Source organism: Bradyrhizobium ingae, assembly GCF_055791185.1.
Genome location: NZ_JBVUBB010000005.1, coordinates 230,672 through 255,423 on the forward strand (window position 1 = coordinate 230,672; position 24,752 = coordinate 255,423).

General features: G+C 64.2%; 21 protein-coding genes. 8 read left to right on the forward strand and 13 right to left on the reverse strand.

Features of this window, described 5'->3' with window-relative positions; translation table 11 throughout:
- Positions 1-141 precede the first annotated feature (141 nt).
- Positions 142-3,150, forward strand: coding sequence for an FAD-binding and (Fe-S)-binding domain-containing protein (locus tag ACV1FX_RS10165; protein WP_473117414.1), 3,009 nt, complete (start codon positions 142-144; stop codon positions 3,148-3,150).
- Complete coding sequence (locus tag ACV1FX_RS10170) at positions 3,143-3,571, forward strand: GlcG/HbpS family heme-binding protein (protein WP_473117415.1); 429 nt, start codon at positions 3,143-3,145, stop codon at positions 3,569-3,571. The genes ACV1FX_RS10165 and ACV1FX_RS10170 overlap by 8 nt, the downstream gene beginning before the upstream one ends.
- A 179-nt stretch (positions 3,572-3,750) precedes the next feature.
- On the opposite strand, the gene ACV1FX_RS10175 is transcribed toward ACV1FX_RS10170, so the two are convergent.
- Positions 3,751-4,533, reverse strand: a complete 783-nt coding sequence (locus ACV1FX_RS10175; RefSeq protein ID WP_473117416.1) for an enoyl-CoA hydratase/isomerase family protein — start codon at positions 4,531-4,533, stop codon at positions 3,751-3,753.
- 128 nt (positions 4,534-4,661) lie between these two features.
- On the reverse strand, positions 4,662-6,752 hold the full coding sequence (locus ACV1FX_RS10180; RefSeq protein ID WP_473117417.1) for a molybdopterin oxidoreductase family protein: 2,091 nt from the start codon (positions 6,750-6,752) through the stop codon (positions 4,662-4,664).
- A 225-nt stretch (positions 6,753-6,977) separates the two neighbouring features.
- On the opposite strand from ACV1FX_RS10180, the gene ACV1FX_RS10185 reads away from it, so the two are divergent.
- From ACV1FX_RS10185 to ACV1FX_RS10200, 4 genes are read left to right on the forward strand one after another with little or no spacing between them, the layout of a single operon-like run.
- A complete protein-coding gene (locus ACV1FX_RS10185; protein WP_473117418.1) occupies positions 6,978-7,952 on the forward strand; it encodes a tripartite tricarboxylate transporter substrate binding protein in 975 nt (324 codons plus the stop codon).
- A gap of 14 nt (positions 7,953-7,966) precedes the next feature.
- Positions 7,967-8,437 carry a (2Fe-2S)-binding protein gene (locus ACV1FX_RS10190; protein WP_473117419.1) on the forward strand — a complete coding sequence of 157 codons (471 nt, stop codon included), beginning with the start codon at positions 7,967-7,969 and terminating at the stop codon, positions 8,435-8,437.
- Positions 8,434-10,563 carry a xanthine dehydrogenase family protein molybdopterin-binding subunit gene (locus ACV1FX_RS10195; RefSeq protein WP_473117420.1) on the forward strand — a complete coding sequence of 710 codons (2,130 nt, stop codon included), beginning with the start codon at positions 8,434-8,436 and terminating at the stop codon, positions 10,561-10,563. The genes ACV1FX_RS10190 and ACV1FX_RS10195 overlap by 4 nt, the downstream gene beginning before the upstream one ends.
- Entirely contained in the window at positions 10,560-11,258 is a 699-nt protein-coding gene (locus tag ACV1FX_RS10200; RefSeq protein WP_473117421.1) for a molybdate ABC transporter substrate-binding protein, read from the forward strand. The genes ACV1FX_RS10195 and ACV1FX_RS10200 overlap by 4 nt, the downstream gene beginning before the upstream one ends.
- Positions 11,259-11,271: 13 nt before the next feature.
- On the opposite strand, the gene ACV1FX_RS10205 is transcribed toward ACV1FX_RS10200, so the two are convergent.
- The 4 genes from ACV1FX_RS10205 to ACV1FX_RS10220 form a co-directional block, all read right to left on the reverse strand.
- Positions 11,272-12,078, reverse strand: a complete 807-nt coding sequence (locus tag ACV1FX_RS10205) for an SDR family NAD(P)-dependent oxidoreductase (RefSeq protein WP_473117422.1) — start codon at positions 12,076-12,078, stop codon at positions 11,272-11,274.
- Positions 12,079-12,100: 22 nt separating this feature from the next.
- Positions 12,101-13,393, reverse strand: coding sequence for a TRAP transporter large permease (locus ACV1FX_RS10210; RefSeq protein ID WP_458151354.1), 1,293 nt, complete (start codon positions 13,391-13,393; stop codon positions 12,101-12,103).
- A complete protein-coding gene (locus ACV1FX_RS10215) occupies positions 13,384-13,932 on the reverse strand; it encodes a TRAP transporter small permease (protein WP_473117423.1) in 549 nt (182 codons plus the stop codon). Before ACV1FX_RS10215 ends, ACV1FX_RS10210 begins: the two co-directional genes overlap by 10 nt.
- 64 nt (positions 13,933-13,996) lie before the next feature.
- Positions 13,997-14,968 (reverse strand): TRAP transporter substrate-binding protein, encoded by a 972-nt coding sequence (locus tag ACV1FX_RS10220; protein ID WP_473117424.1) that lies wholly within the window; start codon positions 14,966-14,968, stop codon positions 13,997-13,999.
- A gap of 601 nt (positions 14,969-15,569) precedes the next feature.
- Here ACV1FX_RS10220 and ACV1FX_RS10225 point away from each other — a divergent pair.
- The gene (locus ACV1FX_RS10225; protein ID WP_473117425.1) at positions 15,570-16,346 is read left to right on the forward strand and encodes a cyclase family protein; all 777 of its coding nucleotides are present in this window, start codon (positions 15,570-15,572) and stop codon (positions 16,344-16,346) included.
- Between the two features lie 12 nt (positions 16,347-16,358).
- Here ACV1FX_RS10225 and ACV1FX_RS10230 read toward each other — a convergent pair whose 3' ends face one another.
- The 3 genes from ACV1FX_RS10230 to ACV1FX_RS10240 form a co-directional block, all read right to left on the reverse strand.
- On the reverse strand, positions 16,359-17,087 hold the full coding sequence (locus ACV1FX_RS10230) for a Crp/Fnr family transcriptional regulator (protein ID WP_473117426.1): 729 nt from the start codon (positions 17,085-17,087) through the stop codon (positions 16,359-16,361).
- A 287-nt stretch (positions 17,088-17,374) separates the two neighbouring features.
- A complete protein-coding gene (locus tag ACV1FX_RS10235; protein ID WP_473117427.1) occupies positions 17,375-17,509 on the reverse strand; it encodes a hypothetical protein in 135 nt (44 codons plus the stop codon).
- Positions 17,510-17,612: 103 nt separating this feature from the next.
- Positions 17,613-18,326 carry a helix-turn-helix domain-containing protein gene (locus ACV1FX_RS10240; RefSeq protein ID WP_473117428.1) on the reverse strand — a complete coding sequence of 238 codons (714 nt, stop codon included), beginning with the start codon at positions 18,324-18,326 and terminating at the stop codon, positions 17,613-17,615.
- Positions 18,327-18,484: 158 nt separating this feature from the next.
- Here ACV1FX_RS10240 and ACV1FX_RS10245 point away from each other — a divergent pair, with 158 nt between their 5' ends.
- On the forward strand, positions 18,485-18,802 hold the full coding sequence (locus ACV1FX_RS10245) for a c-type cytochrome (protein ID WP_473117429.1): 318 nt from the start codon (positions 18,485-18,487) through the stop codon (positions 18,800-18,802).
- A gap of 5 nt (positions 18,803-18,807) precedes the next feature.
- Here the strand turns inward: ACV1FX_RS10245 and ACV1FX_RS10250 are convergent, their stop codons facing one another.
- From ACV1FX_RS10250 to ACV1FX_RS10265, 4 genes are all read right to left on the reverse strand, one after another.
- A complete protein-coding gene (locus ACV1FX_RS10250; RefSeq protein WP_473117430.1) occupies positions 18,808-19,911 on the reverse strand; it encodes an ABC-type transport auxiliary lipoprotein family protein in 1,104 nt (367 codons plus the stop codon).
- 3 nt (positions 19,912-19,914) lie between these two features.
- A complete protein-coding gene (locus ACV1FX_RS10255) occupies positions 19,915-20,694 on the reverse strand; it encodes an ABC transporter ATP-binding protein (RefSeq protein WP_473117431.1) in 780 nt (259 codons plus the stop codon).
- Between the two features lie 2 nt (positions 20,695-20,696).
- Entirely contained in the window at positions 20,697-21,833 is a 1,137-nt protein-coding gene (locus ACV1FX_RS10260; protein WP_473117432.1) for an ABC transporter permease, read from the reverse strand.
- A gap of 198 nt (positions 21,834-22,031) precedes the next feature.
- A complete protein-coding gene (locus ACV1FX_RS10265; protein ID WP_473117433.1) occupies positions 22,032-24,725 on the reverse strand; it encodes a bifunctional acetate--CoA ligase family protein/GNAT family N-acetyltransferase in 2,694 nt (897 codons plus the stop codon).
- Between the last annotated feature and the right edge of the window lie 27 nt (positions 24,726-24,752).

The following is a 24,752-nucleotide window of genomic DNA, read 5'->3' on the forward strand; positions in this document are numbered from 1 at the left end:
CGGCGAGCCGCTCGAATATCACTATTCGCCGGGCTTGTCCCCCGCCTGGGGAGGCCCGTCAATGCGCAAGAAGCAGGGCTCGCCTTGCCAAGCCGGCAGACCCTAGGCAAGACGTCACCGGCGAAGGAGCGAGAGCGGATCATGACGGCTGACGTGGCCGAAAAACCGAGAAATTCGGCACAAAAGAGCGACCTGGCTGCGCGTCTGGTCCGTGAAATCACGGGCGAGGTCCTGTTCGACGCCTTCAGCCGCGGCCGCTACGCGACGGATGCCTCCTTCTACCAGATCATGCCCCTGGGGGTGGTTGTGCCGCGCAGCATGGACGAGGCGCTGCGGGCGCTGGCTATTGCCCGCGACGAGGGCCTGAAGATCACCCCGCGCGGCGGCGGCACCTCGCAATGCGGCCAGACCGTCAATGACGGCCTGGTCATCGATGTCTCAAAGCACCTGAACCGGATCCTCTCGCTCGACATCGAGAACCGGACTTGCGTGGTCGAGCCCGGCATCGTTCTCGACGATCTCAACCGCCAGCTCAAGAAACACGGCCTGTGGTTCCCGGTCGACGTCTCGACGGCGTCACGCGCCACCATCGGCGGCATGGCCGGCAACAATTCCTGCGGCGGCCGCTCGCTGCGCTACGGCACCATGCGCGACAACACGCTGTCGATGGAAGCAGCCCTTGCCGACGGCACGATAGCTGGCTTCGGCGAGGTGCCGCGCGACCTCAACGGCGTGAGCGCCGGCAACCTTGCGCTGGCGCTGTTCCGCGACATGCTCGATCTCGGCGCGCGTGAGGCCGATGAGATCGCAGACAGATTTCCGAAGGTGCAGCGCCGTGTCGGCGGCTACAATCTCGATGCGCTCACTCCGCGCAATGCGCCCAACAACATGGCGCATCTCCTGGTCGGGTCCGAGGGCACCCTCGGCTTCACGACCAAGGTCGAGCTGAAGCTGTGGCCCGTCATCCGCAACAAGGCGCTCGGCGTCTGCCATTTCGGCAGCTTCTACGAGGCGATGGATGCGGCCCAGCATCTCGTCAAGCTCAAGCCGATCGCGGTCGAGCTCGTCGACCGCACCATGATCGCGCTCGGTCGCGACATCGCGATGTTTCGGCCCATCATCGGCGCCGCCATCAAGGGCGATCCGGATGCGGTGCTGGTGGTGGAGTTCGCCGAAGAGGATCAGGCGGACAATCTCGCGCGCCTGAAGCAGCTCGCCGAGCTGATGGGCGATCTCGGCTTCGGCTGGAATAACGACAAGCGCAAATGGGGCGGCGTGGTCGAGATCACCGAGCCCGCCCTGCAAAGCGGCATCGCCGATTTCCGCGCTGCCGGCCTCAATGTCATGATGTCGATGAAGCAGGAGGGCAAGCCGGTCTCTTTCGTCGAGGACTGTGCCGTGCCGCTGCCGCATCTCGCCGACTACACCGCACGGCTGAACGAGGTTTTCGCCAGGCACGGCACCAGCGGCACGATGTATGCGCACGCCTCCGAAGGCTGCCTGCATGTGCGCCCCGTCCTGAACCTGAAGCTGGAGAAGGACGTGAAGGCGATGCGCGCCATCGCGGAAGACGCCTTCGCCATGGTGCGCGAGTACAAGGGCTCGCATTCCGGCGAGCATGGCGACGGCATCGTGCGCTCGGAGTTTCACGAAACGATGTTCGGCGAGCGTCTCGTCGCGGATTTCAGGGAGGTCAAGCGGCGGTTCGATCCCGATGGCGTGCTCAACCCCGGCAAGATCGTCGATGCGCCTAGGATGGACGACCGCTCGCTGTTCCGCTACCGGCCGGATTATCGCATCACTGAGCTCAAGACCAAGCTCGACTGGTCCGCTTATCCCGGCGCCGGCGGCGGCTTCCAGGGCGCGGTCGAGATGTGCAACAACAATGGCGCCTGCCGGAAGCTCGAGGGCGGCGTGATGTGCCCGTCCTATCGCGCGACGCGCAACGAGAAGGACGTCACCCGCGGCCGCGCCAACACGCTGCGGCTCGCGATCTCCGGCCAGCTCGGCCCCGATGCGCTTTCCTCCGACGAGATGATGGAGACCTTGAAGCTCTGCGTCTCCTGCAAGGCCTGCCGCCATGAATGCCCGACCGGCGTCGACATGGCCAAGATGAAAATCGAGGTGCTGGCCGCGCGCGCCGCGTCTCACGGCTTGACGCTGCGCGACCGGCTGGTCGGCTATTTGCCGCGCTATGCGGGCCTTGCCGCGCGGTTCGCGCCGCTTGCGAACCTGCGCAACCGCAGCACTCTGCTGCGGAAGCTGTTCGAGCGTTTTGCGGGAATCAGCGCACGCCGCGCCTTGCCCGCCTTCCGCAGCGATGTGTTTGCGCCGCCTATGGAGGCGGTCGGACCTGTCGATGGCCACGAGGTCGTGCTGTTCGCCGATACGTTCAATCGGGTCTATGAGCGGGAGAACCTCGATGCCGCGCTGCGCGTGCTTGTCGCAGGCGGCTATCGCGTGCATCTGCCAAAACCCGTCAGCGGCGCCCGGCCGCTGTGCTGCGGCCGCACGTTCCTGTCCGCGGGCCTCGTCGAGGAAGCGAAGGCCGAGCTCGACCGTCTCATTGCGAGCTTCACCCCGTTTGCCGCGCGGGGCGTGCCGATCGTCGGGCTCGAGCCGAGCTGCCTCTTGACGCTGCGCGACGAGCTGTTGTCGCTGCGCAAGGACGATGACGCCAAGGCGGTCAGCGCCCACGCCCTCACCTTCGAGGAGTTTCTGGTGCGCGAGGCGGAAGCCGGACGCCTGCAACTGCCGCTCGGCATGATCGCCGAGAAGGCGCTCGTGCACGGCCATTGCCACCAGAAATCCTTTGGCGCCTTCAAGCCGGTCGAGCAGGTGCTGCGCCTCGTCCCCGGCCTGAAGGTCGAGACAATCGAGTCGAGCTGCTGCGGCATGGCCGGCGCATTCGGCTACGGAGCTGACACCTATGATGCCTCGCTCGAGATGGCCGAGCTGTCACTGCTGCCGGCCGTGCGCCGTGCGGACCAGGCGACGCTCGTGGTCGCCGACGGCACTTCGTGCCGGCATCAGATCCACGACGGCAGTGCGCGCGATGCGCTGCATGTCGCGCGCGTGCTCGCCATGAGCCTCGATCGCGTCAACGCAAATCCGACAACGTCATCACACAAGGACATTCCAAATGGCTGAACTGACCCTCGACGCCGCCCGCAATATCCTCGACGCTGCCTTCGCGAAGGCCGCGGAGCTGAAGCTGAAGCCGCTCGTCGTCACCATCCTCGACGCGCGTGGCGTCCTCAAGCTCGCGGCGGCCCAGGACGGCACCAGCCTGATGCGTGCGGAGATCGCCCACGGCAAGGCCTACGGCGCGCTTGCAATGGGCATGGGATCGCGCGCCCTGTTCCAGCGCGCCCAGGAGCAGGCCTATTTCATCGACGCCGTGAACACCATCGCCAAGGGCGCGCTGGTCCCGGTCCCCGGCGGCGTGCTGATCCAGGACGGCACCACCTTGCTCGGCGCCGTCGGCGTCTCCGGCGACACCTCGGACAATGACGAAGCCTGCGCCGTTGCGGGCATCGCCGCTGCTGGCCTCAAGGCGAATGCGGGATAGAGCTGCGGGACGCCCGCATCCGTGCCGTAGAATCGACCTCATCGCCCGCGAAGGCGGGCGATCCAATATTCCAGAGACGGCGCGGGGATACGGAGGAGCCGCGGAGTACTGGATGCCCCGCCTTCGCGCCTTCGCGGGGCATGACAGTCTTCATGTGGCCCGTTCGTGGAAACGTCCCCTCACCGCCCGGTCCAGGACGGCTTGCGCTTTTCGCTGAACGCTTTCAGGCCTTCCTTGGCGTCCTCGGTCATCGCGAGCAGCGCGATCTGGCTCTCGGTGTAGGCGATGCTTTCGTCGAACGACATCGAGGCGATGGCGCGCATGGCGTATTTGCCGCGGCGGATTGCGGTCGGCGACTTGTCGACGATACGGCCGATCAGCCAGTCGACCTTGGCGTCGAGCTCGGCCGCGGGAACGACATAGTTCAGCAGTCCCGCCGCTTGCGCAGCCCTGGCTTCGAACGGTTCGCCCGAAAGCGCCCATTCGTTGACGAGCCGCGGCGGCGCGATGTTCTGCAGCAGGCTGAGCACCTGCATCGGGAACACGCCGACCTTGACCTCGGGCAGGCCGAAGATGACGTGATCGGCGGCGACCGCCATGTCCGTCATGCACAACAGGCCCATGCCGCCGGCCATGCAGACGCCACCAACGCGCGCGATCGCAGGTTTCGTCGCATCCTGCGAGAGGCGCAACAGATCGGCGTAGTCGACGTTGGGCCTGGAAAAATCCATCGCGAAAGCGGCGCCGGAATTCTGCAAATCGGCGCCGGCACAAAACGCCTTGTCGCCCGCGCCCGTCAGCACGATGACGCGGACATCCTTGTCGTCATGCGCATCGCGATAGCCCCTGGCGATGCCAGCGATCACCTCGCCATTGAGCGCATTGCGCTTCTCCGGACGGTTGATGGTGATCCAGAATGCCTGCCCGCGCTTCTCGGTGATGACGCTTGTGGTGACTGTCATGGCACGCTCGCTTGTTGGCTCTCGCTTGCCCGACATTTGGGGCAGGCAGGACGGCCGGCGCAAGCGCAATTTACGACGACCTGCCGCTTTAGCGCCTCGAAGCAACCCTGCAACGCCGTGGGACGTGCTCAGGCACCAACTGCCTTCCTGAGCCAGACCTTGTTGTCGTGGAACGGCGCACCACCGATCGGCGCGATCGTGTCCGCCCCGGTCAGCACATTGATGCCGCGACCGTCGATGTGATTCTTGTTCGGATGAACGGATTCCGCGATCAGCACGCCGCGCTGCACACCGTCGAACAGCCTTGCAATCAGTGCCGTCTCGCCGCGGGTGTTGCCGAGCGTCACGGCATCGCCCTCGGCGATGTCGAGCGCGGCAGCATCCAGGGGATGGATCATCACGCTCGGCTTGCCCTCGCGGGCCTGCGAGGACGGCGTCTCGTTGAAGGTCGTGTTGAGAAAGCTGCGCGCGGGACTCGTCGCAAGCCGGAACGGATGGTTCTGATCGGCTTCTTCGATCACGGCCCAATGGTCCGGCAGCGACGGCATCTTGTCGAAATCGCCCATCATCAGACCGAACGGCGGATGCGCCCAGTCCGCCTTGAAGTGGAATTTCTTGTCGGCGTGCGCAAAGCCGTCAAGAAAGTGCGAGGTGCGGAAATCCGGCTGGAGATCGCGCCAGATATCCGCCTCGAGCGCCTCGATATCGCCGTGGCCGCTGAGCTTCAGCGTCGCATCGATCAGTTCGCGCGGCGACATCTCGAAACCGCGGTGCTTCGCGCCGAGACGCGGCGCCAACGCCTGCAGCACCGCGTGGTTGGAGCGGCACTCACCGGGCGGGTCGATCAGCTTGGCCCCGACCGAGATGTGCTGATGGCCGCCGCCGTAATAGAGATCGTCGTGCTCCATGAACATGGTCGCCGGCAGCACGATGTCGGCCATCTGCGCCGTCTCGGTCATGAATTGCTCATGCACCGCCACGAACAGGTCCTCGCGCGCAAAACCCTGCGCTACCCGCACCTGCTCCGGCGCGACCGTCATCGGGTTGGTATTCTGGATCAGCATCGCCTTGACCGGACCCTTGCCGTGCAGGGCCTCGGCATCACCGGTGAGGATGCGACCGATCTGGGACTGGTCGAGCGCGCGTGTCGATGGATCGATCGCGTCATGGCCTTCGATGATGGATTCGTCGAAGTGCCATAGCGCGTAATTGTTGAAGAAGGCGCCACCGCCCTCATATTGCCAGGCGCCGGTCACCGCGGGAATGCAGGCCGCGGCATGCATCTGGGCCGCACCGTTGCGGCTGCGGCTGAAGCCATAGCCGAGGCGGAAGAACGTCCGCTTGGTCTCGCCGACCGCCTTCGCAAAGGCCTCGATTTCCGCGACCGGAACTCCAGAGATCGCGGACGCCCACTCCGGCGTGCGCGTCTTCAGATGCGCTTCGAGCTCGCCGGGACAATCGGTGTACTTGTCCATATAGGCGCGGTCGGCATAGCCGTCGCGGAACAGGACATGCATGACGCCGCACGCGAACGCGCCATCGGTGCCGGGACGCAGGATGATCTTGATGTCAGCCTGCTTCACGGTGTCGTTGTTGTAGATGTCGACGGCTGCGATCCTCGCGCCGCGTTCCTTGCGCGCGCGAGAGGCATGCGTCATCACGTTGACCTGTGTGTTCACGGGGTTGGTGCCCCAGATCACGACGAGATCGGAGACACCCATCTCGCGCGGATCGACGCCGGTGATCTTGCCGGCTCCGACCGCAAAGCCGACGCGCGCCACGTTGGCGCAAATCGTCGAATAGAAACGCGAATATTTCTTCACATGCGTGAGGCGGTTGAGGCCGTCGCGCATTACCAGTCCCATGGTGCCCGCGTAGTAATAGGGCCAGACAGCCTCGGCGCCGAATTCGCGCTCGACCGCGTTGAAGCGATGCCCGATCTCATCCAGTGCCTCGCCCCAGGAGATCCGCGCGAACTGGCCCGAGCCCTTCGGTCCGGTGCGGCGCATCGGATACATCAACCGCTCGGGATGATGGATGCGCTCGGCATAACGCGCGACCTTGGCGCAGACGACGCCCGCCGTATAGGTCTGCTCTTTCGAGCCGCGGACGCGACCGATGCTGCGGCCCTCGATGACCTCGACGTCGAGCGCGCAGGCCGAGGGACAGTCGTGCGGACAGGTGGAATGGCGGATCGCGATCTTGGCGTGCTGGTTCATGGCCGAACCCGTAACATCAAAGCACCGGCCAGCCGAGCGCATTTATCCGGGATTGCCCATACAAATTGCTGGGGCCGACCCGGCCTGTTCCGGGCACGGCCACCCGGAAACCGTGCAATATTCCTGGCCAAGTTTTCCGGTCAAATCGACTTTGTGAGGCGTCGACAGGCGGCTTGGCCTGTCGCTACAGTACGCGGCAACAAGAACGTCGTCAGGGAGGCGGGCATGACAGGCCCAAGATTCGCGCTGGCATTGGCCGCCGGCCTGCTAACCCTAATGTCCGCGCCGTGCTGTTTCGCGCAGGATTATCCCGCGCATGCGGTCCGGATCATCGTTCCCTTCGGCGCCGGAGGCCCGGCAGATGTTGCAGCGCGGTTGATCGGCAACGTTCTGCAGGAACGTTTTGGCCAGCCCTTCGTGATCGAGAACCGCACCGGGGCCGGCGGCGTCATCGGCACGCTGGAGGCCGCCAAGTCGCCGGCCGACGGCTACACGCTCCTGATGATGTCCAACACCCAGACCGCGAACGAATCCCTGCTGACGCCCGCCCAGCGCAAATACGATCTGATGCACGACCTCGCACCGATCGCGCCGGTGAATTATTCCGACCTCGTCATCGTGGTTCATCCGAGCGTAGAAGCAAAGTCGCTTTCCGAGTTCATCGCGCTCGCCAAATCGCAGCCGGGCAAGCTGAACTACGCATCATCGGGACAGGGCACGCCCTATCACATGGCCGGAGAGCTGTTCAAAGCAATGGCTGATATCGACGTGGTGCACGTGCCCTATCGCAACAGCGGCGAGGCACGCAGCGGCGTCATCGGCGGACAGGTGCAGATGATGATCGATGCGGTGCCGGCGATGGCCCCCAACGTGACGGAGAACCAGGTGCGTGCGCTCGCAACCACGGGCAAAGAGCGCTCCGCGGTGTTGCCGAACGTTCCGACCGCAGGCGAAGCCGGCGTACCCGGCTATGAAGCGACTATCTGGCTCGGGCTTATGGCGCCGGCGGGCACGCCGAAACCGATCATCGACAAGCTCAATGCTGCCGTGACGGCACTGGTGAAGCGGCCCGACATCGTCAAGCTGTGGACCGAACAGGGTGCCGTGCCGATGGCGATGACGCCGGGCGAGTTCGACAAGTTCCTGCGCGGCGACATCGTGAAATGGGCCGATGTCGTCAAGAAGTTCGATAAGTCCTGAGGTCTTCGCCGGCAATGCCAACCATTCGATTTCGCCTGAACGGCTCGGACACGGCGATCGACGCGGATTCCGATCAGACGCTGCTCGCAGCGCTGCGCGGCAGACTTGGCCTCACGGGCAGCCATTTCGGCTGCGGCGCCAGTGAATGCGGCGCATGCTACGTGATGGTCGACGGCCACGCGCTCGCCTCCTGCGACATGCCGCTGTGGTCGGTGGCCGGCAAGGAGGTCACGACCGTGGAGGGTCTCGGCACGCCCGAGCATCCGCACCCGCTGCAGCGCGCCTTCATCGCCGAACAGGCGATGCAATGCGGCTACTGCGTTCCGGGTATCCTGATCAGCGCGGCAGCACTGCTGAAGCGCAAGCCATCACCGACCGAGGCGGAGATCAGGCAAGCGCTCGATCGCAACCTCTGCCGCTGCGGCTCGCAGAACCGCATGGTGCGCGCTGTGCTGCGCGCAGCGTCGGAAATGGCGTCGCCATGACCACGCCCGGTGCTCCGCAACTGCCGCCCAGTCTGGCTGCCAATCCAAGGCTGTCGTCCTGGGTGAGAATCACGCCCGACGGACGCGTTGCGATCTCGCCCGGCAAGGTCGAGATCGGCCAGGGCATCGTCACGGCACTGGCGCAGATCGCCGCCGACGAGCTCGACGTCGATATCGGCCGGATCGCGATGATCCGCGCGTCGACGGCTGCGAGCCCGAACGAAGGCGTCACCTCAGGCAGCCTCTCGATCCAGCAATCGGGCCGCGCGCTGCGCCAGGCTTGCGCCGAGGTGCGCTGGCTGTTCCTCGCAGCGGCGTCGGAGCGTCTCGGCGTCGACGCATCGACGCTCGACATCGACGACGGCACAATCTCCGGACCGGGCAATGTCCGGACCAGCTACTGGGAGCTCGCCGGCGAGGTCTCGCTCGATCGCAACGTGACAACGGAAGTCGTCACGAAACCGGCCGCCGCGCGCGGCGTTGCCGGGCAGTCCGTTCAACGGATCGACATTCCCGACAAGGTGTTCGCCCGGCCGCGCTTCATTCACGACGCGCCGCTGGCGAACATGGTGCATGGCCGCGTCCTGCGGCCGGAGCTATCCGGCGCAAAACTCGTCGCTCTCGATGAAGCGGCAGCGCGGGGGGTTGCAGGTTTCGTCGCCATGGTGCGAGACGGCAGCTTCGCAGGTATCGTCAGCGAGACCGAGGACGGCGCCGAGGCTGCGTTGAAAGCGTTGCGTAGGGGCGCGACATGGTCAGCCGGCGAGCCGCTGCCCGACGAGGATGATCTGGCTGGCTTCCTGAAGGGCCAGCCGGTCGAAACCAGGATCATCGACATACGAGACGCAGCCACGCCCAGGCAAATCGCGCGTACGATCCGACGGCAATACACTCGTCCCTACATCGCACACGCCTCGATCGCACCGTCATGCGCGATGGCGCAATGGGAGGGCAATCACGTCCGCGTCTGGACGCACAGCCAGGGCGTCTACATGCTGCGCGCCGACCTTGCGATCGTATTGAAGCTGCCGGCCGAGAACATCACTGTCGAGCACATGGAAGGCGCCGGCTGCTACGGCCATAATGCGGCCGATGACGTCGCGCTGGACGCGGTGCTGCTGGCGAAGGCGACCGGCGGACGTCCGGTGCGGGTGCAGTGGTCACGGCACGATGAAATGTCGCACGCGCCGTTCGGTGCGGCGATGGCGATCGAGATCGAGGCAGATCTCGACTCGCAGAGCGAGATCGTTGGCTGGTGGCACCGGATCTGGAGCAACGGCCATACCGCGCGGCCGGGACGTGCGACGCAGCCTGCCCTGCTCGCGGCAACCGAGCTCGCCGCGCCCTACCCGCGCCTGATCTCGTCGGACCCTCCGGCGGCCAATGGCGGTGGCAGCGACCGCAACTCCGTTCCGCTCTATGATTTTCCGGCCTGGACGATCGAGAGCCATCGCCTCCTGACCATGCCCATACGCACTTCGGCGCTACGAACGCTTGGCGCGCAAGGCAATGTGTTCGCGATCGAATCCATGCTCGACGAGATCGCGTCCATCCGCGGTGAAGACCCCGTCCAGCTCAGGCTGCGCCATTTGCGCGACGAGCGCGCCAAGGACGTGATCCGCGCAGCTGCGGCGCGCGCGAAATGGAAACCGGAAGAGAAAGCGGGGATCGGCTACGGCCTCGGCTTCTCGCGCTACAAGAACACCGGGGCCTATTGCGCGGCGATCGCCGAGATCGAAGGCGAAGCGGACATTCGCGTCAGGCGACTGACGCTCGCGGTCGACGTCGGAGAGGCCATCAATCCGGATGGCGTGATCAACCAGATCGAGGGCGGTGCGATCCAGGCAACGAGCTGGGTCTTGAAGGAACGCGTCCGCTTCGACCGCACGCGCATCACCTCCACGTCCTGGACGGATTATCCGATCCTGACATTCAGCGAGGTGCCCGCCGTCGACGTGGAGGTCATCCAGCGGCCCGAGGTCGCGCCGGTCGGCGCCGGCGAAGCTGCCCACGGCCCGGTGACGGCGGCGATTGCGAACGCGGTGTTCGATTGCCTCGGCGTCCGCGTGCGCGACCTTCCGATCACGCGCGAGAGGCTGATCGCGGCAATGGAGTTTGCATCATGACGGCGATCCATATTTTGAGCGGCGGCGCGGCGCAGGGCCTCGTCGCCGAGCTGGCCAAGAATTTCAAGGCGCGTACTGGCTGTGGCATCGAGGGCGAGTTCGGCGCGGTCGGCATGATGGCGGACAAGTTGCGTGGTGGTACGCCTGCCGATCTCGTCATCCTGACGCGTGCGCTCGTGACGAAGCTTGCCGACGAAAAGCTCGTCGATGCGGCCTCCATCGCCGATGTCGGCGTGGTCGAGACGGCTCTCGCCGTCCGCGCCAACGACCCCAAGGTCACCGTCAAGACCGAGTCCGATCTGCGGGACGCGCTGCGCGCGGCCGATGCGATCTTTGTCCCCGACATCAAGGCCTCCACGGCTGGAATTCATGTTGCCAAGGTGTTGGACCGGCTCGGCATCGCCGGCGAGGTCGCGTCGCGCCTCAAGATCTTTCCGAACGGCGCGACCGCAATGCGGCAGCTTGCGGCGTGCGATACCAAACGCCCGATCGGATGCACGCAGGCGACCGAGATCATTGCGACAGAGGGCATTGTGCTGTCCGGCTCGCTACCTCCGGGACACGAGCTCGCAACGATGTACACGGCGGGCGTGACGACACCCGCCGCACATGCCTCCGCAGCGCGCGCCCTGATCGGGCTGCTGACCGAAGCAGACCAGAGAGAGCTGCGCCGGCGCATCGGCTTTGCAGGCTAGATCGCGGCGCGCACTACTTGCTGAGCTGCGTGAGACCGGTCGGCGGACCGTCGACGGCGGTCCAGCCGCCATCGACGAACAACGTGCTGCCGCTGACATAGCTTGCGGCATCCGAGGCGAGATAGGCCACCGCGGTCGCGACCTCGTCGGCGCTGCTCCAGCGGTTGAAGACGGTATGCCGGGCATAGAGATCGTAGATGTCGGGACGCTGCTTGAACGGGCCGGTCAGGGCGGTCTCGGCGATGCTCGGCGCAATCGCGTTGACGCGAACGCCGGCATGTCCGACCTCCGAGGCAAAGCCCTTCACCAGGAGGCCGATCGCCGCCTTGGTCGACCCGTAAATGCCAAGGCCTGGCTCGATGGTGACCGCGCGCACCGACGAACAGGCGATGATGCTGCCGCCCTTCTGCTCGACCATGATGCGGCCGAAGGCCTGGAAGAACCAGACGGTGCCCTTGACGTTCAGGTTGAGGACGCGGTCGAGATCCTCCTCGGTGTAATCGAGAATGGTCTTGCGGATGTTCAGCCCCGGCGTCGTCACCGCGATATCGAGCCGCGGGAATGTCTGCATCACCGTTTTGGCGAGCGCCGCGACGTCAGCCGCGCTGGCTGCGTCACAGGCGGCGGCGTCAGCCCAGCCTCCTTCGTCGCGAATCTTCGTGGCGGTCGCTTCGGCGTCCTTCGCGGTTCGGTCGGCGCAGACGACGCGCGCGCCGAGCGCCGCCAACGCCTCGGCCGAGGACTTGCCGATACCCGATCCGGCACCCAGCACCACCGCGGTCTTGCCGCTGAGATCGAAGAGCTTGCGATAGTCCGTCACGGACGGATTCTCCCTGTTGCTGCTACCCCTTGTACCCCATCAGCAGGCGCGGCAGCCACAGCGAGAAGGCGGGAACATAGGTCACGAACATGAGCGCTGCGATCAGGGCGGCGTAGAACGGCAGGATGGTCCGCATCACCGCGCCCACCGAGATGCCGCCGATGGCGCAGCCCACGAATTGCGTCGTTCCGACCGGCGGGGTGTTCAGCCCCAGGGCGCAGTTGATCAGCATCAGCATGCCGAACTGCACGGGATCCATGCCCGCCTTCATCGCAATCGGCAGGAAGATCGGCGTGCAGATCAGGATGGTCGCCGCCATGTCCATGAATGTGCCGAGCAAAAACAGGATGACGTTGATGAGCAGGAAGATCATCCAGGGTTCCGAGGACACCTTGTTCATCATATCGCCGGCGAGGTCGGCCACCTCGTAGAGCCCCATCAGATACTGGAACATGGTGGAGACGCCGATCAGCAGCAGTACCACGCCCGTCGTCTTCACCGCCTTGGCCGCGGCCCGCAGGAAGTTCCTCAAGGTCATGGTGCGATAGATGAAGAACGTCAGCAGGATCGTGTAAGTGACCGCGACGGCCGCGGATTCAGTTGCCGTGAAGACGCCTGACAGGATGCCCGCCAGGATGATACCGACGATCAGAAGGCCCGGCAGGGCGGCCGCGAACGAGCGGAAAACCTCGGCCCAGCCCGGGAACTTGCCGGCCGGATAGCCTCGCTTCACCGCGACCGCGTAAGCGGCAACCAGCATGCACGCCATCAGCACGAGCGCCGGCAGGATGCCGGCGGCGATCAGCGCGCCGATCGACACCTTGCCGCCGGCAGCCAGGGCATAGATGATCATATTGTGACTGGTCGGCATCAGCGCTCCGACCAGCGAGGCGTGGGTGGTGACGTTGACGGCGTAGTCGGTGTCGAAACCTTCCTTTTTCATCATCGGGATCATGACCGCCCCCATCGCCGACACGTCGGCCACGGGCGAACCGGATACGCCACCGAACAGCGTGCAGGCGACCACGTTCGACATACCGAGCCCGCCGCGGATGTGTCCGACGAGGTTCTTGGCAAGCTGCACGATCTTGTCGGCGACGCCGCCATGCAGCATCAGCTCACCGCTGAAGACGAAGAACGGTATGGCGAGGAAGGAGAAGATGTTCATCCCCGACATCATCTGCTGGAAGATCACGGCAACCGGCAGGCCTTCGTAGAGGATGGTGCAGATGGCCGACAGGCCGATCGCGAAGGCGACCGGTACGCCGAGTATGAGGAAGCCGAAGAAGGTGGCGCCGAGAATGATCAATTCCATGAGGGGACGACCTCTTCGCCGCGCAGGAGAGCAATGATGTGCTCGATTGAAAAGGAGACGATCAGGACGCCGGAGACGATCAGCGGTACGTAGCGAACGACCTCGGGAAGACCGAGATTGGGGATCTTCACGGTGCCGACCGACGCCCCGAGGATCCACCCATTATAGACCATCGCAACGCCGAACACTGCCACCAGAACATGGATCACGAGCTCGATCTTCTCTCGCAAATGATCCGGCAGCATCACCAGCAGGCTGTCCATCCCGATGTGCCCGGCATCGCGCACACCGACGGCGGCCCCGATCAGCGTGACGTACAGGATCAGAACCAGCGCAAGGTTCTCCGTCCAGGTCGGGCTGGAATTGAGCACGTAGCGTCCAAACACCTGGTAGAACACGATGGTGACGATGACGAGCAGGCCGCTCACGGACAGATACATCCCGAGGCGAGCGACGGTGGCATTGATCCGCGACAACAAGCCGGTCGACGGCCGTTCCGCTGTCTCCGGCTCGTGGCTTGCGACATGTGGGTCTGTCATCGGCGGCTCCTCACGAAGGGTCCGGCGCCGCCGCTCGGCGACGCCGGCACCCGACGCTGTGATCTTACTTCGTGTCCTGGATACGCTTGACGAGGCTCTGCAGCTTTTCGTCGCCGGCGAATTTCTGGTACACCGGCTTCATCGCATCCACGAACTCCTGCTTGTTCGCGATCGTGACGACCTGAACGCCGGCCGCCTCGACGGTCTTGCGGGACGCCTGCTCACGCTCGTCCCAGAGCTTGCGCATGACGGGCACCGATTCCTTGGCCGCCTTGCGGATCATCGCCTGATCCTCCTTGCTCAGCGTGTCCCAGACCTTCTTGGACATCACGAGAACTTCGGGCGCCAGGGAATGCTCAGTGACATTATAGAATTTGGCTGCCTCGAAGTGACGGGACGATTCGTAGGAGGGCCAGTTGTTCTCGGCAGCGTCCACCAGACCGGTCTTGAGCGCGGTATAGACCTCGCCATACGGCATCGGCGTCGGGTTGGCTCCGAGGCTCTGGATCATGCCGACCCACAGGTCGGATTGCTGGACGCGGATCTTCAGGCCCTTGACGTCCGCGAGCGACTTGATCGGCGCCTTGACCGTGTAGATGGAGCGAGCGCCGCTGTCGTAATAGGCAAGACCGATGAGACCCGCAGGCTCCATCGCCGCCAGGATTTCATCGCCGATCGGCCCGTCGAGAACGTTGCGCATGTGCTGCGTATCCCGAAAGACGAACGGCAGGCACAACGCGATGGTTTCCGGCACGAAGTTGTTCAACGGCGATGCGTTGATCCGCATCATGTCGAGCGCACCGATCTTGAGCTGCTCGATGGTGTCCTTCTCCGAGCCCAGGGCTCCGTTGGGAAACACCTTCACGCCGAGCTTGCCACCGCTCGCCGTTGCGAGCTGCTTGCCCATGAACTTGACGGCTTCGACGGTCGGATAGTCGGCGGGGTGTACGTCGGCGGAGCGGAAATCGCGTGCGGTCGCCAGGGGCGCTGTGACCGCCAGTGCAACGGCTGTGATGATGCCGGTTAGTGTCTTCATCTGGTCTTTCCTCCTCAATTGATTATGTCGTCGTTGCGCAAGTGTTGCGGGCCGCCTTAAGGCGCTCCTCTTCAGGTGCGAAGTCAAGCGTCACAAACGCACCACCTTGGTAGCATTGTGCGGACGGAGTCGGGTGGATTCGGCTGCTTCATGATCTTCGCCGCGAAGTCCTCGGCGTTGTCGCGGGGCTTCCAGCGGGCGGACGCAGGTCGGTGCCGCACCTCGGCAACTGACCGCGCAACAGGCTGCCGATGTTTCCGCTTGCCGGCGCGGACCTGTGCGGCAGGCGCCAGCCCCCTTGCAATCGCGCCTCGCTGCCGCGCCGATGCGGAAGGCGAGGTAACGATGCTCGTCATATCCATGGACGTTCCTCTCGGTTTATGCTCGACCGCTATTGGTTGCGGCTTGGAGGTTCGGACGAGACGGTCGCCCGATCCCGGTGCGAACGCGCTGTGTCAGCGCGATGTCGCCAATTTCGTCCCTAGGACGGGCAGCATTCTGTGTCCAAGCCAAATCCGGCATCGATCAATGCAGGAGTTGCATCGATCGATCAGCCCCTCCAAGATGCCCCAAAACAGGACGACCTCACGAGGGAATGGCCATGCCACGGAAGCTAATCGACATCTCGGTGCCGTTGCAGAATGACGTGCCGGCAGATCCGCCCGGCAACCATCCGACGATCCAATACATCGATCATCAGCAGGGCCTGCCGCGCATGCTGCAGTTCTTCGACGGGCTGAAAGCGGAAGATCTTCCCGATGGTCAAGGCTGGGCCGTCGAGCAGATATCGCTGTCGACCCACAACGGCACGCATCTCGATGCGCCCTGGCACTTCCATCCGACCATGAACCGCGGCGAGCGCGCCTGGACCATCGACGAGGTGCCGCTGGAGTGGTGCCTGCAGCCCGGCGTGAAGCTCGACTTCCGCCACCTGCCGGACGGCCATGTGGCGACCGCCGATGACGTGGAGCAGGAGCTCGGGCGTATCGGGCACACGCTGTCGCCGCTGGAGATCGTCGTCGTCAACACCGGCGCCGGCGCGAAATTCGGGCGCGCCGACTACGTCAGCTCAGGCTGCGGCATGGGCTATGATGCCACGATGTATCTGCTCGAGCGCGGCGTGCGGCTGACCGGCACCGACGGCTGGAGCTGGGACGCGCCGTTCGTCCATACCGCGAAGAAATACGCGGAGACCAAGGATGCGAAGCTGATCTGGGAGGGCCACAAGGCCGGGCGTCACATCGGCTATTGCCATCTCGAGAAACTGCACAATCTCGATAAGCTGCCGTCGACGGGTTTCACGGTCTCCTGCTTCCCCGTGAAGATCGAGCGGGCCTCGGCGGGCTGGACGCGGGCGGTCGCCATCATCGACGGCTGACACCGAACGCTCTCACTCGCCCTCGAGACCGCTTTCGGCGAGCTCGCGCAACGCGTCGACGTCGAGCACGACGATGGCGCCATGCTCGAGGCGGACCCAGCTCCGCGCGGCCCAGGCCCGCAACTGCTTGTTGATGCTTTCGCGGGTCATGCCGACCATCTCGCTGATCTCCTGCTGGGTGATCGCGAGGGTTCCACTGCCGGAGTCGAGCTTGCGCTCCTCGGTCAAGCCGAGCAGCGCGCTGGCGAGCCGTCCCGGCAGGTTCTGCAAGATCACCTGCTCGACCTGCTGGCTGGTCCAGCGCAGCCGGCCGCAGAGCAGCTCGATGAATTTCATCGCCAGTGCCGGCTGGCTCTTCACGAAGGGAAGGAAGTCCCGGCGATCAATGATGTAGAGCTCACAGTTGGTATTGGCGGTCGCGTCCGCCGACCGTGGCGCACCATCGAGCACCGCGATCTCGCCAAATATTTCTCCGGGGCCGATCAAATTAAGAATGGCATTGCGGCCGTCGGGTGAAGAGGAAGAAATCTTCACCGTGCCGGAGATGACCGCGAAGAGGTTGTTGCCGGGATCGCCCTTGGCCGCAATCATTGCACCGCGCTTGACGGTGGTGTGCTTGGCATAGCGACAGAGCTGATCGAGCGCCTCCGGCTCCAGATCAGCGAAGATCGGATGCTTACGCAGCACCGATAGTTTGTTACCCGACGACTGTCGGGGATCGCTGGTCTTGTCCTGAGGCACGCCGCCGGACTCCTAAGACTGCGAGGTACTGGAGTTCCTGCGTAGTCAACGTTACCGGGCTTTTCAACCGGAAACCACATATATGCACTTTTGGACAGGGGGCCGGGAGAGAGAGCGTTCCCGCGGCCCAAAATCCGCATCCACAGGCTGTATCGGCAGGATATATGCGATGCTGAGTTGCGAATTAACCATAACGCGGCGACGTGCTGCCATGACTCGCCGAGCCAGAATGGCCCTCGGCCAACTCCATTTCAGGCCATGCCAATGCGGCTTTGACCTCAGCCGCTTCAATGTTTGAAGGCTGTTTCGTTCGACTTGAGCTGGTTAGGTCTCGTTTGGCGGTCCGCCCACGCCAACACCGCCGCGAAGGCGACGAAGACGGTCACAACGGCAATGGTCATCAACAGCGAACCGATCGGCATGTGCCTCTCCCCTCAGCTTTCACCATCCCGGCATTATGCGCAGCGACCAATCATCGTCGTTGATCGCGATCAAAAATCAGCGATCACCGCGGAAAGAGATCTCTCAGGCTGCCGCCAGTGCCCCGGCACGGGCCGGGTCAAGCAGGCTGATACCGCCTTGGATGATTTCAATCACGCCGGCGCGCTCGAGCCTGGTGAAGGTGCGGCTCACCGTTTCGATGGTGAGTCCGAGATAGTCGGCGATGTCCTGGCGGCTCATCGGCAAAGGCACCGTGTTCGATGACCCGTTGAGCGGTGTCAGGCGCTCGCGCCAGCCGAGGAGAAAGGTTGCGACCTTCTCCTCCGCCGAACGGCGTCCAAGCAGGACCATGTGATCGCGAGCCTGGCTCAACTCGCGCACGGCGAGTTCGTTGATGCGGCGCAGGAGATGCGGCCTCTCCTCGATGAAACGGCCGAACGCGGCCTTGGCGAACTGGCAGACCGTCACGGCGCCGATCGCGTCCGCAGAGAAGTTGTGGCGACCGGATACGTTCATCCCCAGAAAGTCGCCCGGCAGCGAGAACCCGACGATTTGCCGTCGCCCGTCCGGCAACAGCTTGTAGAGCCTCATCACGCCTTCGAGAAGGTTGTAGACCGATGTCGTGATGTCCTCTTCGGAGAACACCGTCTCGCCGGCGGTAAAATGCACGCGGCGTCCCAGATGCTCGAACTGCCTGAGTTCAGCCGCATCGAGCGAAGCGCACACGCTGAACTCACGTATCGAACACTCCTTGCAGAAATGCCCATTCGGTTCGATTGCGATCAGGGAAGATTTCATCCATCGCTCCAGCCAGGCACCGCCCCTTCGGCCCTAAGCCGAGTCTGCCGCGCGTCGGCATTTTACTGCCCTGTCACGAATGCGGTTGACCCAGATCAATTTTGCAGAGCGCGGTCTCCGTATTCTCTGTGTACCGCCCCTCCGAGACCAATCCTTTCATGCTGCAATTTGCGCTTCGTCAGATCCTGATCGCGCTTCTCCTGGCCACTCCCGCAGCCGCAGCCTCCAAGGCCGAGCAACGCGGCAAGGCTTACGCGCTCGCCAATTGCGCGCGCTGCCATGCCATCGATCGCAGGTCGGAAAGCCCGCTGCAGATCGCTCCGCCGTTCCGGACGTTGCATCGACGCTACCCGATCGAGACGCTCGGAGAAGCGCTCGCGGAAGGCATCTATACCGGCCACGCCGACATGCCTGCGTTCGAGCTCAATCCGGACCAGATCCACGATCTGCTGTCCTATCTGAAGACGCTGGAATAGCGCCTCTAGACCGATTGCACGGTCCAGCCGATCAGCTCCTTCGCAACCCGCGCGAAGGCGGCGTTGAAGGCGTCGACCGCAGCCGTCGGCTCGATCTTGTCGAGCTTTTCGCTCGCCTCAAGAAGGCGTGAGGCGATCACCTTGCCGCTCTTGTCGACGATCCTGGCCGAGAGGCCGATCTCGGCAACCGGCCCCCCATCCGTCGCGATCCGGAAGCGCCTGATGTCGATCAGGAGCTGATGATCAGTCTGACCGATGTCGCTCGTCCGTAGCGGGGCGTGGGCGATGTCGTAATTCTCGAAGCTGTCGATCAGCCTCGCCTGCAGAAGCTTGGGAATGCTGTCGGCCCACAGGAACTCGGCAAAGCCGGGATAGTCGCCGGTCGGCGAGAACAACATCCGCTGCGTCTGCAACATCGCGACCGCGGTCGGTTCCGGGATCGCCAGCGGCTCCGCCAGCGTCTTGCCGACGGGACCGATATTTTGCGGGGCACGGAGATCGTAAGTGATCTTCTGGGCGGGAGCGCCACCGCCCGTCATTTTCTCCAATCCCGCGACGATACCGTCGAGCTTGCCGGTGTTGCGTGCAAGCCCGTCAGAGAACGTCTTGAAATTGGCGATCGTATCTTTGAGCGGTCCTGAGTTCTCTTCCAGCACCGAATCCACGCGGCGCAGAGCATCGCGTGCCGCCTGCGTCATGCTCTGCCCGGCGCCGGCATCAGCGACCAGCACCGGCATCTCACCTGGCTTTGTGACGATCATGCCGCCTTCCAACGCGACCACCGGCACGCCGGTCAGACCCTGGAAATCGAGCCCGACCTTGGTGTCGGCGCGGACCGGTGTGACCGAGGCCACCGAGATCGTCGCATAGACGAAGCGCGGATTGTCCGGCGCCAGCGCGAGCGCCGTAACCTCACCGACGCGGATCCCGTTGAACAGCACCCCGGCGCCGACCAGAAGTCCGGGCACCGGGCCCTGGAACTGAACGTGGTAGCTGGTGCGCGGTCCGATGCCGCCTGTGCTGTTCAGCCAGTAGATGAAACCGAAGACTGCGAGAATCGCAGCCATCACGAAGGCGCCGATCAGGACGTAGGGAGCGCGGGTTTCCATGTCTCATCTCATCTGGGGTTGCAGCATCTTTGAGCGTTTGCCGTGGAAGTAGGCACGCACCCAGGGATGCTCGGATTGAAGCAGTTCGCGCATGGCCCCGATGGCCACGATCTTTCCGTCCGCAAGTGCAGCGACGCGATCGCATACGGTCGTAAGACTGGCGAGATCATGGGTGACCATGAATACGGTGAGCCCCAAGGTCTTCTGCAACGTCTTGATCAACGCGTCGAAGTCGCCGGCCGCGATCGGGTCGAGGCCGGACGTCGGCTCGTCAAGAAACAGGATAGGCGGGTCGAGGGCCAGCGCGCGCGCCAGCGCCACGCGCTTGGTCATGCCGCCGGACAGTTCGGCCGGATATTTATCGCCGTCCTGCGGCCGCAATCCCACCATCTCGAGCTTTGCGGTCGCGATCTCGTCCATCAATTCCTGCGACAAGACGAGATTTTCGCGCAGCGGAAACTGGATGTTCTGCCGCACCGTCAGCGATGAGAAGAGCGCCCCCTGCTGAAACAGAATGCCCCATTGGCTCGCGACGCTCTGGGTACTGCGGTCGTGCGTGGTGCCGATCGGTTGGCCCATCACATCTATTTCACCGCTCCGGCGTGGGATCAGGCCGATGATGGTGCGCATGAGAACCGATTTGCCGCCGCCGGATGCGCCGACCAGTCCGAGGATCTCGCCGCGACGGACGTCGAGCGACAGATGATCGAGCACGATCTGGCGACCGAAGCCGACCACGAGATCGCGGACCCGGATCGCGAACTCCTGGGAAGCATGAGCCATCGTCACATTCCGATCGAGGCAAAGAAGATCGCAAACAGGCCGTCGAGCACGATGACGAGGAAGATGGACTTCACCACCGACGTCGTCGTCTGCTTGCCCAGCGACTCGGCGCTGCCCTTCACGCGCAATCCCTCGCTGCAGGCAACGATGCCGATTACCAGCGCCATGAATGGCGCCTTGAGGATGCCGACCTCGAAATGGGTGACCGAGATCGCCTCATGCAGCCGCGCGAGATAGATCGCCGGCCCCATGCCGCCGTAGAACTGGGCGACCAGGCCGCCGCCGTAGAGCGCAGCAATCGATCCGATGAAGGCCAGGATAGGCAACGCAATGACGAGCGCCATAACGCGCGGCAGGATCAGCACCTCGACCGGGTCGAGCCCCATGGTCGAGAGCGCATCGATCTCCTCGCGCATCTTCATCGAGCCGATTTCGGCGGTATAGGCACTGCCCGAGCGCCCGGCGACCATGATGGCGACGATCAAAACGCCGAGCTCGCGCAGCACCAGAATGCCAACCATATCAACCGTATATGACTCGGCACCGAACCTGCGGAAATGAAAAAAGCCCTGTTGCGCGATGATCGCGCCGATCAGGAAGGTGATGAGCATGATGATCGGGATCGCCTGCCAGCCTATGCGGTGGAGCTGGTAGACCAGCGACGTCATTCGCAACGATTGCGGCCGCCGCACGACACCGATCAAGGCCATGAACAGCGCGCCCAGCATTTGCAGGAAGATTGCGATATCTTCCCGCGCGCCGACAGTGGTCCTCCCGAGATCGCTCAACCGCAGCAAGGCCGGGTTGGGTATCGGCAGCGGCGCCGGGTTGTGACGATTGACCTGACGAACCTCTTCCATGAGGCCGCTGTAATTGTCGGCAATGCCGACGATCTCGGCGGCGCCGCCCTTCGACGGACTGCGGCGGGACAATTTCTCCAGCAGCCACGCGCCGAGCGTGTCGAGCTCGCTCACCCCGCTCATGTCCAGCTTCACGGTCTTCGACCGATCGACATCAGCCATCACCGAGCGCGACAGCAATTCGAGCTTCGAGACATTGGCTGCGATCCACGGCCCGGCCGGGCGCAGCTCGAGCACGTTACCGGACGGCGTCGTCGCCAACAGGGGTTCAGCGCTCAAGATCACACCTCCTCGGGACGACCGGTTCCCAGGCCAGGATGCGTTTCTAGGCCGGCGCATGGCAGCCAGATTGACCTGCCTCAAAGCGGCCATAGCGTCTCCATGCTTGACGCAAATCAAACGCGAGGAGGGGCGCTCACATCGAAGCAGCCGGCAGCGACACTCGCGACCGGCGGCCAACCGCGTGATCGCGATCTGCTAGAGTTTCAGCCGTACGTCGCAGATATCGGGCTCGACCGGGTCCGGCTTCACTTCGAAGCCGAGCTGTCGGCACATGTCGAGCATGACGATGTTCTCCTGTAGCACATCGCCCGATATGACCTTCAGTCCTTCCGATCTGGCATATTCGATGATCAGCTGCATCAGGACCCATCCGAGCCCCCTGCCCTTCAGGTCGGAGCGCAGCAGAATTGCGTATTCGCCCGTTTCATAGATCGAGTCCGAATGGATGCGGACCACGCCGACCATGTCGTTGGTCGCCTCGTCGAAGGCGATGAAGGCCATCGCGCGGGCATAGTCGAGCTGGGTCAGGCGCGCGATGAACTGATGGGTGAACTCCTTCATCGGTGCGAAGAAGCGCAAGCGCAGGTCGTGCGGCGTTACGTGCCGCAGGAATTCGTGAATGGTGGGCTCGTCCTCGGGACGCATCGGCCGTACGAAGATGCGCCATCCCTCCTTGAGTTCGAGGTGACGCTCCCACTGCGACGGATACGCACGGACGGCAAAATTGCCGGGTCCTGAGCCTGCGAACTTTCGCTGCGGCGCCCCGACGGCGACGCGCGCATCGACCGCCGTCACACCGGTCTCGTCGGCAAGCAACGGATTGATGTCCAACTCCCGGACCTCGGGAATGTCAGCGGACATCTGAGCCAGCTTGACCAGCACCAAGGCGACCGCATCCTGCTTGACTGCGGGCACGTCGCGATAGGCGCGCAACAGGCGCGAGACGCGGGTCAGCTCGATCAGGTCTCGCGCCAGCTGCAGGTCGAGTGGCGGCAGCGCCAGGGCCTTGTCATTGATGATCTCGACCGCGGTGCCGCCCCGCCCGAAGACGACGACGGTGCCGAAGGTCGGGTCGTCGGCAAGGCCGAGAATGATCTCGCGCGCCTTGGCCTTCACGACCATGGCCTGCACGATAACGCCGGAAATGCGCGCCTCGGGCCGCAGCTTCCTCGCCCGGGCCAGAATGTCGGTGGCAGCCGCGCGCACGGCGTCGAGTGTGGTCAGGTTGAGCACGACGCCGCCGACGTCAGACTTATGCACGATGTCACGCGACAGGATCTTGAGCACAACGGTTGCGCCTTGCGCGAACATTTCCCTGGCATAGGCGACCGCCTGCTCGACATCGGCGGCCGCGTAGGTCGGCACCATGGCGATATCGTAGGCCTCGAGCAGCCGCTTGATTTCGACCGGCTCGAGCCATTTGCGGCCGTCCGCGATGGCGTCCCTCACGATCTGTCTGGCGGCTTCGACGTCCGGCGCAAAGGCGTCGGGCATCGCCGGCGGCACCTGCGTGAGCTCCTCGACGAGTTCGCGATGCCGCACCAGGTGCATGAAACCGCGCACCGCATCGTCCTCCGTCGGGTAGTTGGGGATGCCGGCGCTCGAGAGCGTATCGACGATCGTCTGATCGGCCCCGACCCAGGCGGCGAGCACGGGCTTGGCCCAGCTACGATGTTGCTCGCGGTATTTCCTGACGAGTTCGGTCACCGTAGTCGCAATATTAGAAGCGGACGCGATCGCGGTTTGAACGTTGAGCACCAGCACGGCGTCGTTGCCAGGATCGGCGAGCAGTACTTCGAGCGCAGCCGCGTAGCGCGAGGCGTCGGCATCGCCGACGATATCGACGGGATTTGCGCCCGACCAGGTCGGCGGCAGCACCGCATCGAGATTTTTCCGCGTGTCCGGCGTCATGGGCGCGGGAATGCCGCCGAGCTCGACGAGACGATCGACCGCGAGAACTCCGATACCACCGCCATTGGTGAGAATGGCAAGCCGCTTTCCGCTCGGCGATTCGACGCGCCCGAGCGTCTCCGCACAGTCGAACAGCTCGCGCAGATCTGACACACGCAGGATGCCGGCGCGGCGGAACGCCGCGTCGTAAACGGCATCGGCGCCGGCGAGAGCGCCGGTGTGTGTCGCGGCCGCGCGCGCGCCTTGGGCCATCCGGCCGGACTTCACGACGACCACCGGCTTCACCCGCGCCGCGGCACGCGCCGCCGACATGAATTTCCGTGCGTCCTTGATGGCCTCGATATAAAGCAGGATCGCGCGCGTCTTGTGGTCGAGCGCGAAGTGGTCGAGGAGATCGGCGATATCCACGTCCAGCTGGTCGCCGATCGAGACGATCCCGGAGAAGCCGACGCCACGCTGTGCCGCCCAATCCACCATGCCGGCGGCAATCGCGCCCGACTGCGAGATCAGCGCGAGGCTGCCTGCGCCGGGCATGTGAGCGGAGAAGCTTGCGTTCAGGCTTACGCCGGGCATCATGATCCCCAGGCAATTGGGACCGATCAGCCGCATGCCGTAGCGTTGCGCCGCGACGAGCGCCGCCTCTTCGAGGGATCCCGGACCATGCCCGAGGCCAGCGGTCACGATCAGCGCGCCCGCCGAGCCACGGCGACCGGCCTGCTCGATGATACCCGGAACCTCGCTTGCCGGCGCAGTGATTGCAACCAGTTCCGGCACGAATGGCAGCTTGTCGAGACTATCCACGGCGGGGACGCCGGCAATCTCGGCATAGCGTGCATTCACGAGCCCGAGCTCGCCCTCGAAGCCAGCTTTGCGGATGTTTTCAAGAACCGCACGCCCCACTGACACGTGGCGCGGGCTGGCCCCGACGAGCGCCACGGATCTGGGCGACAGCAAATTCTTCAGGCGATAGGTCGACATGTCGCAATCATTCACTCGGCGCCAGGG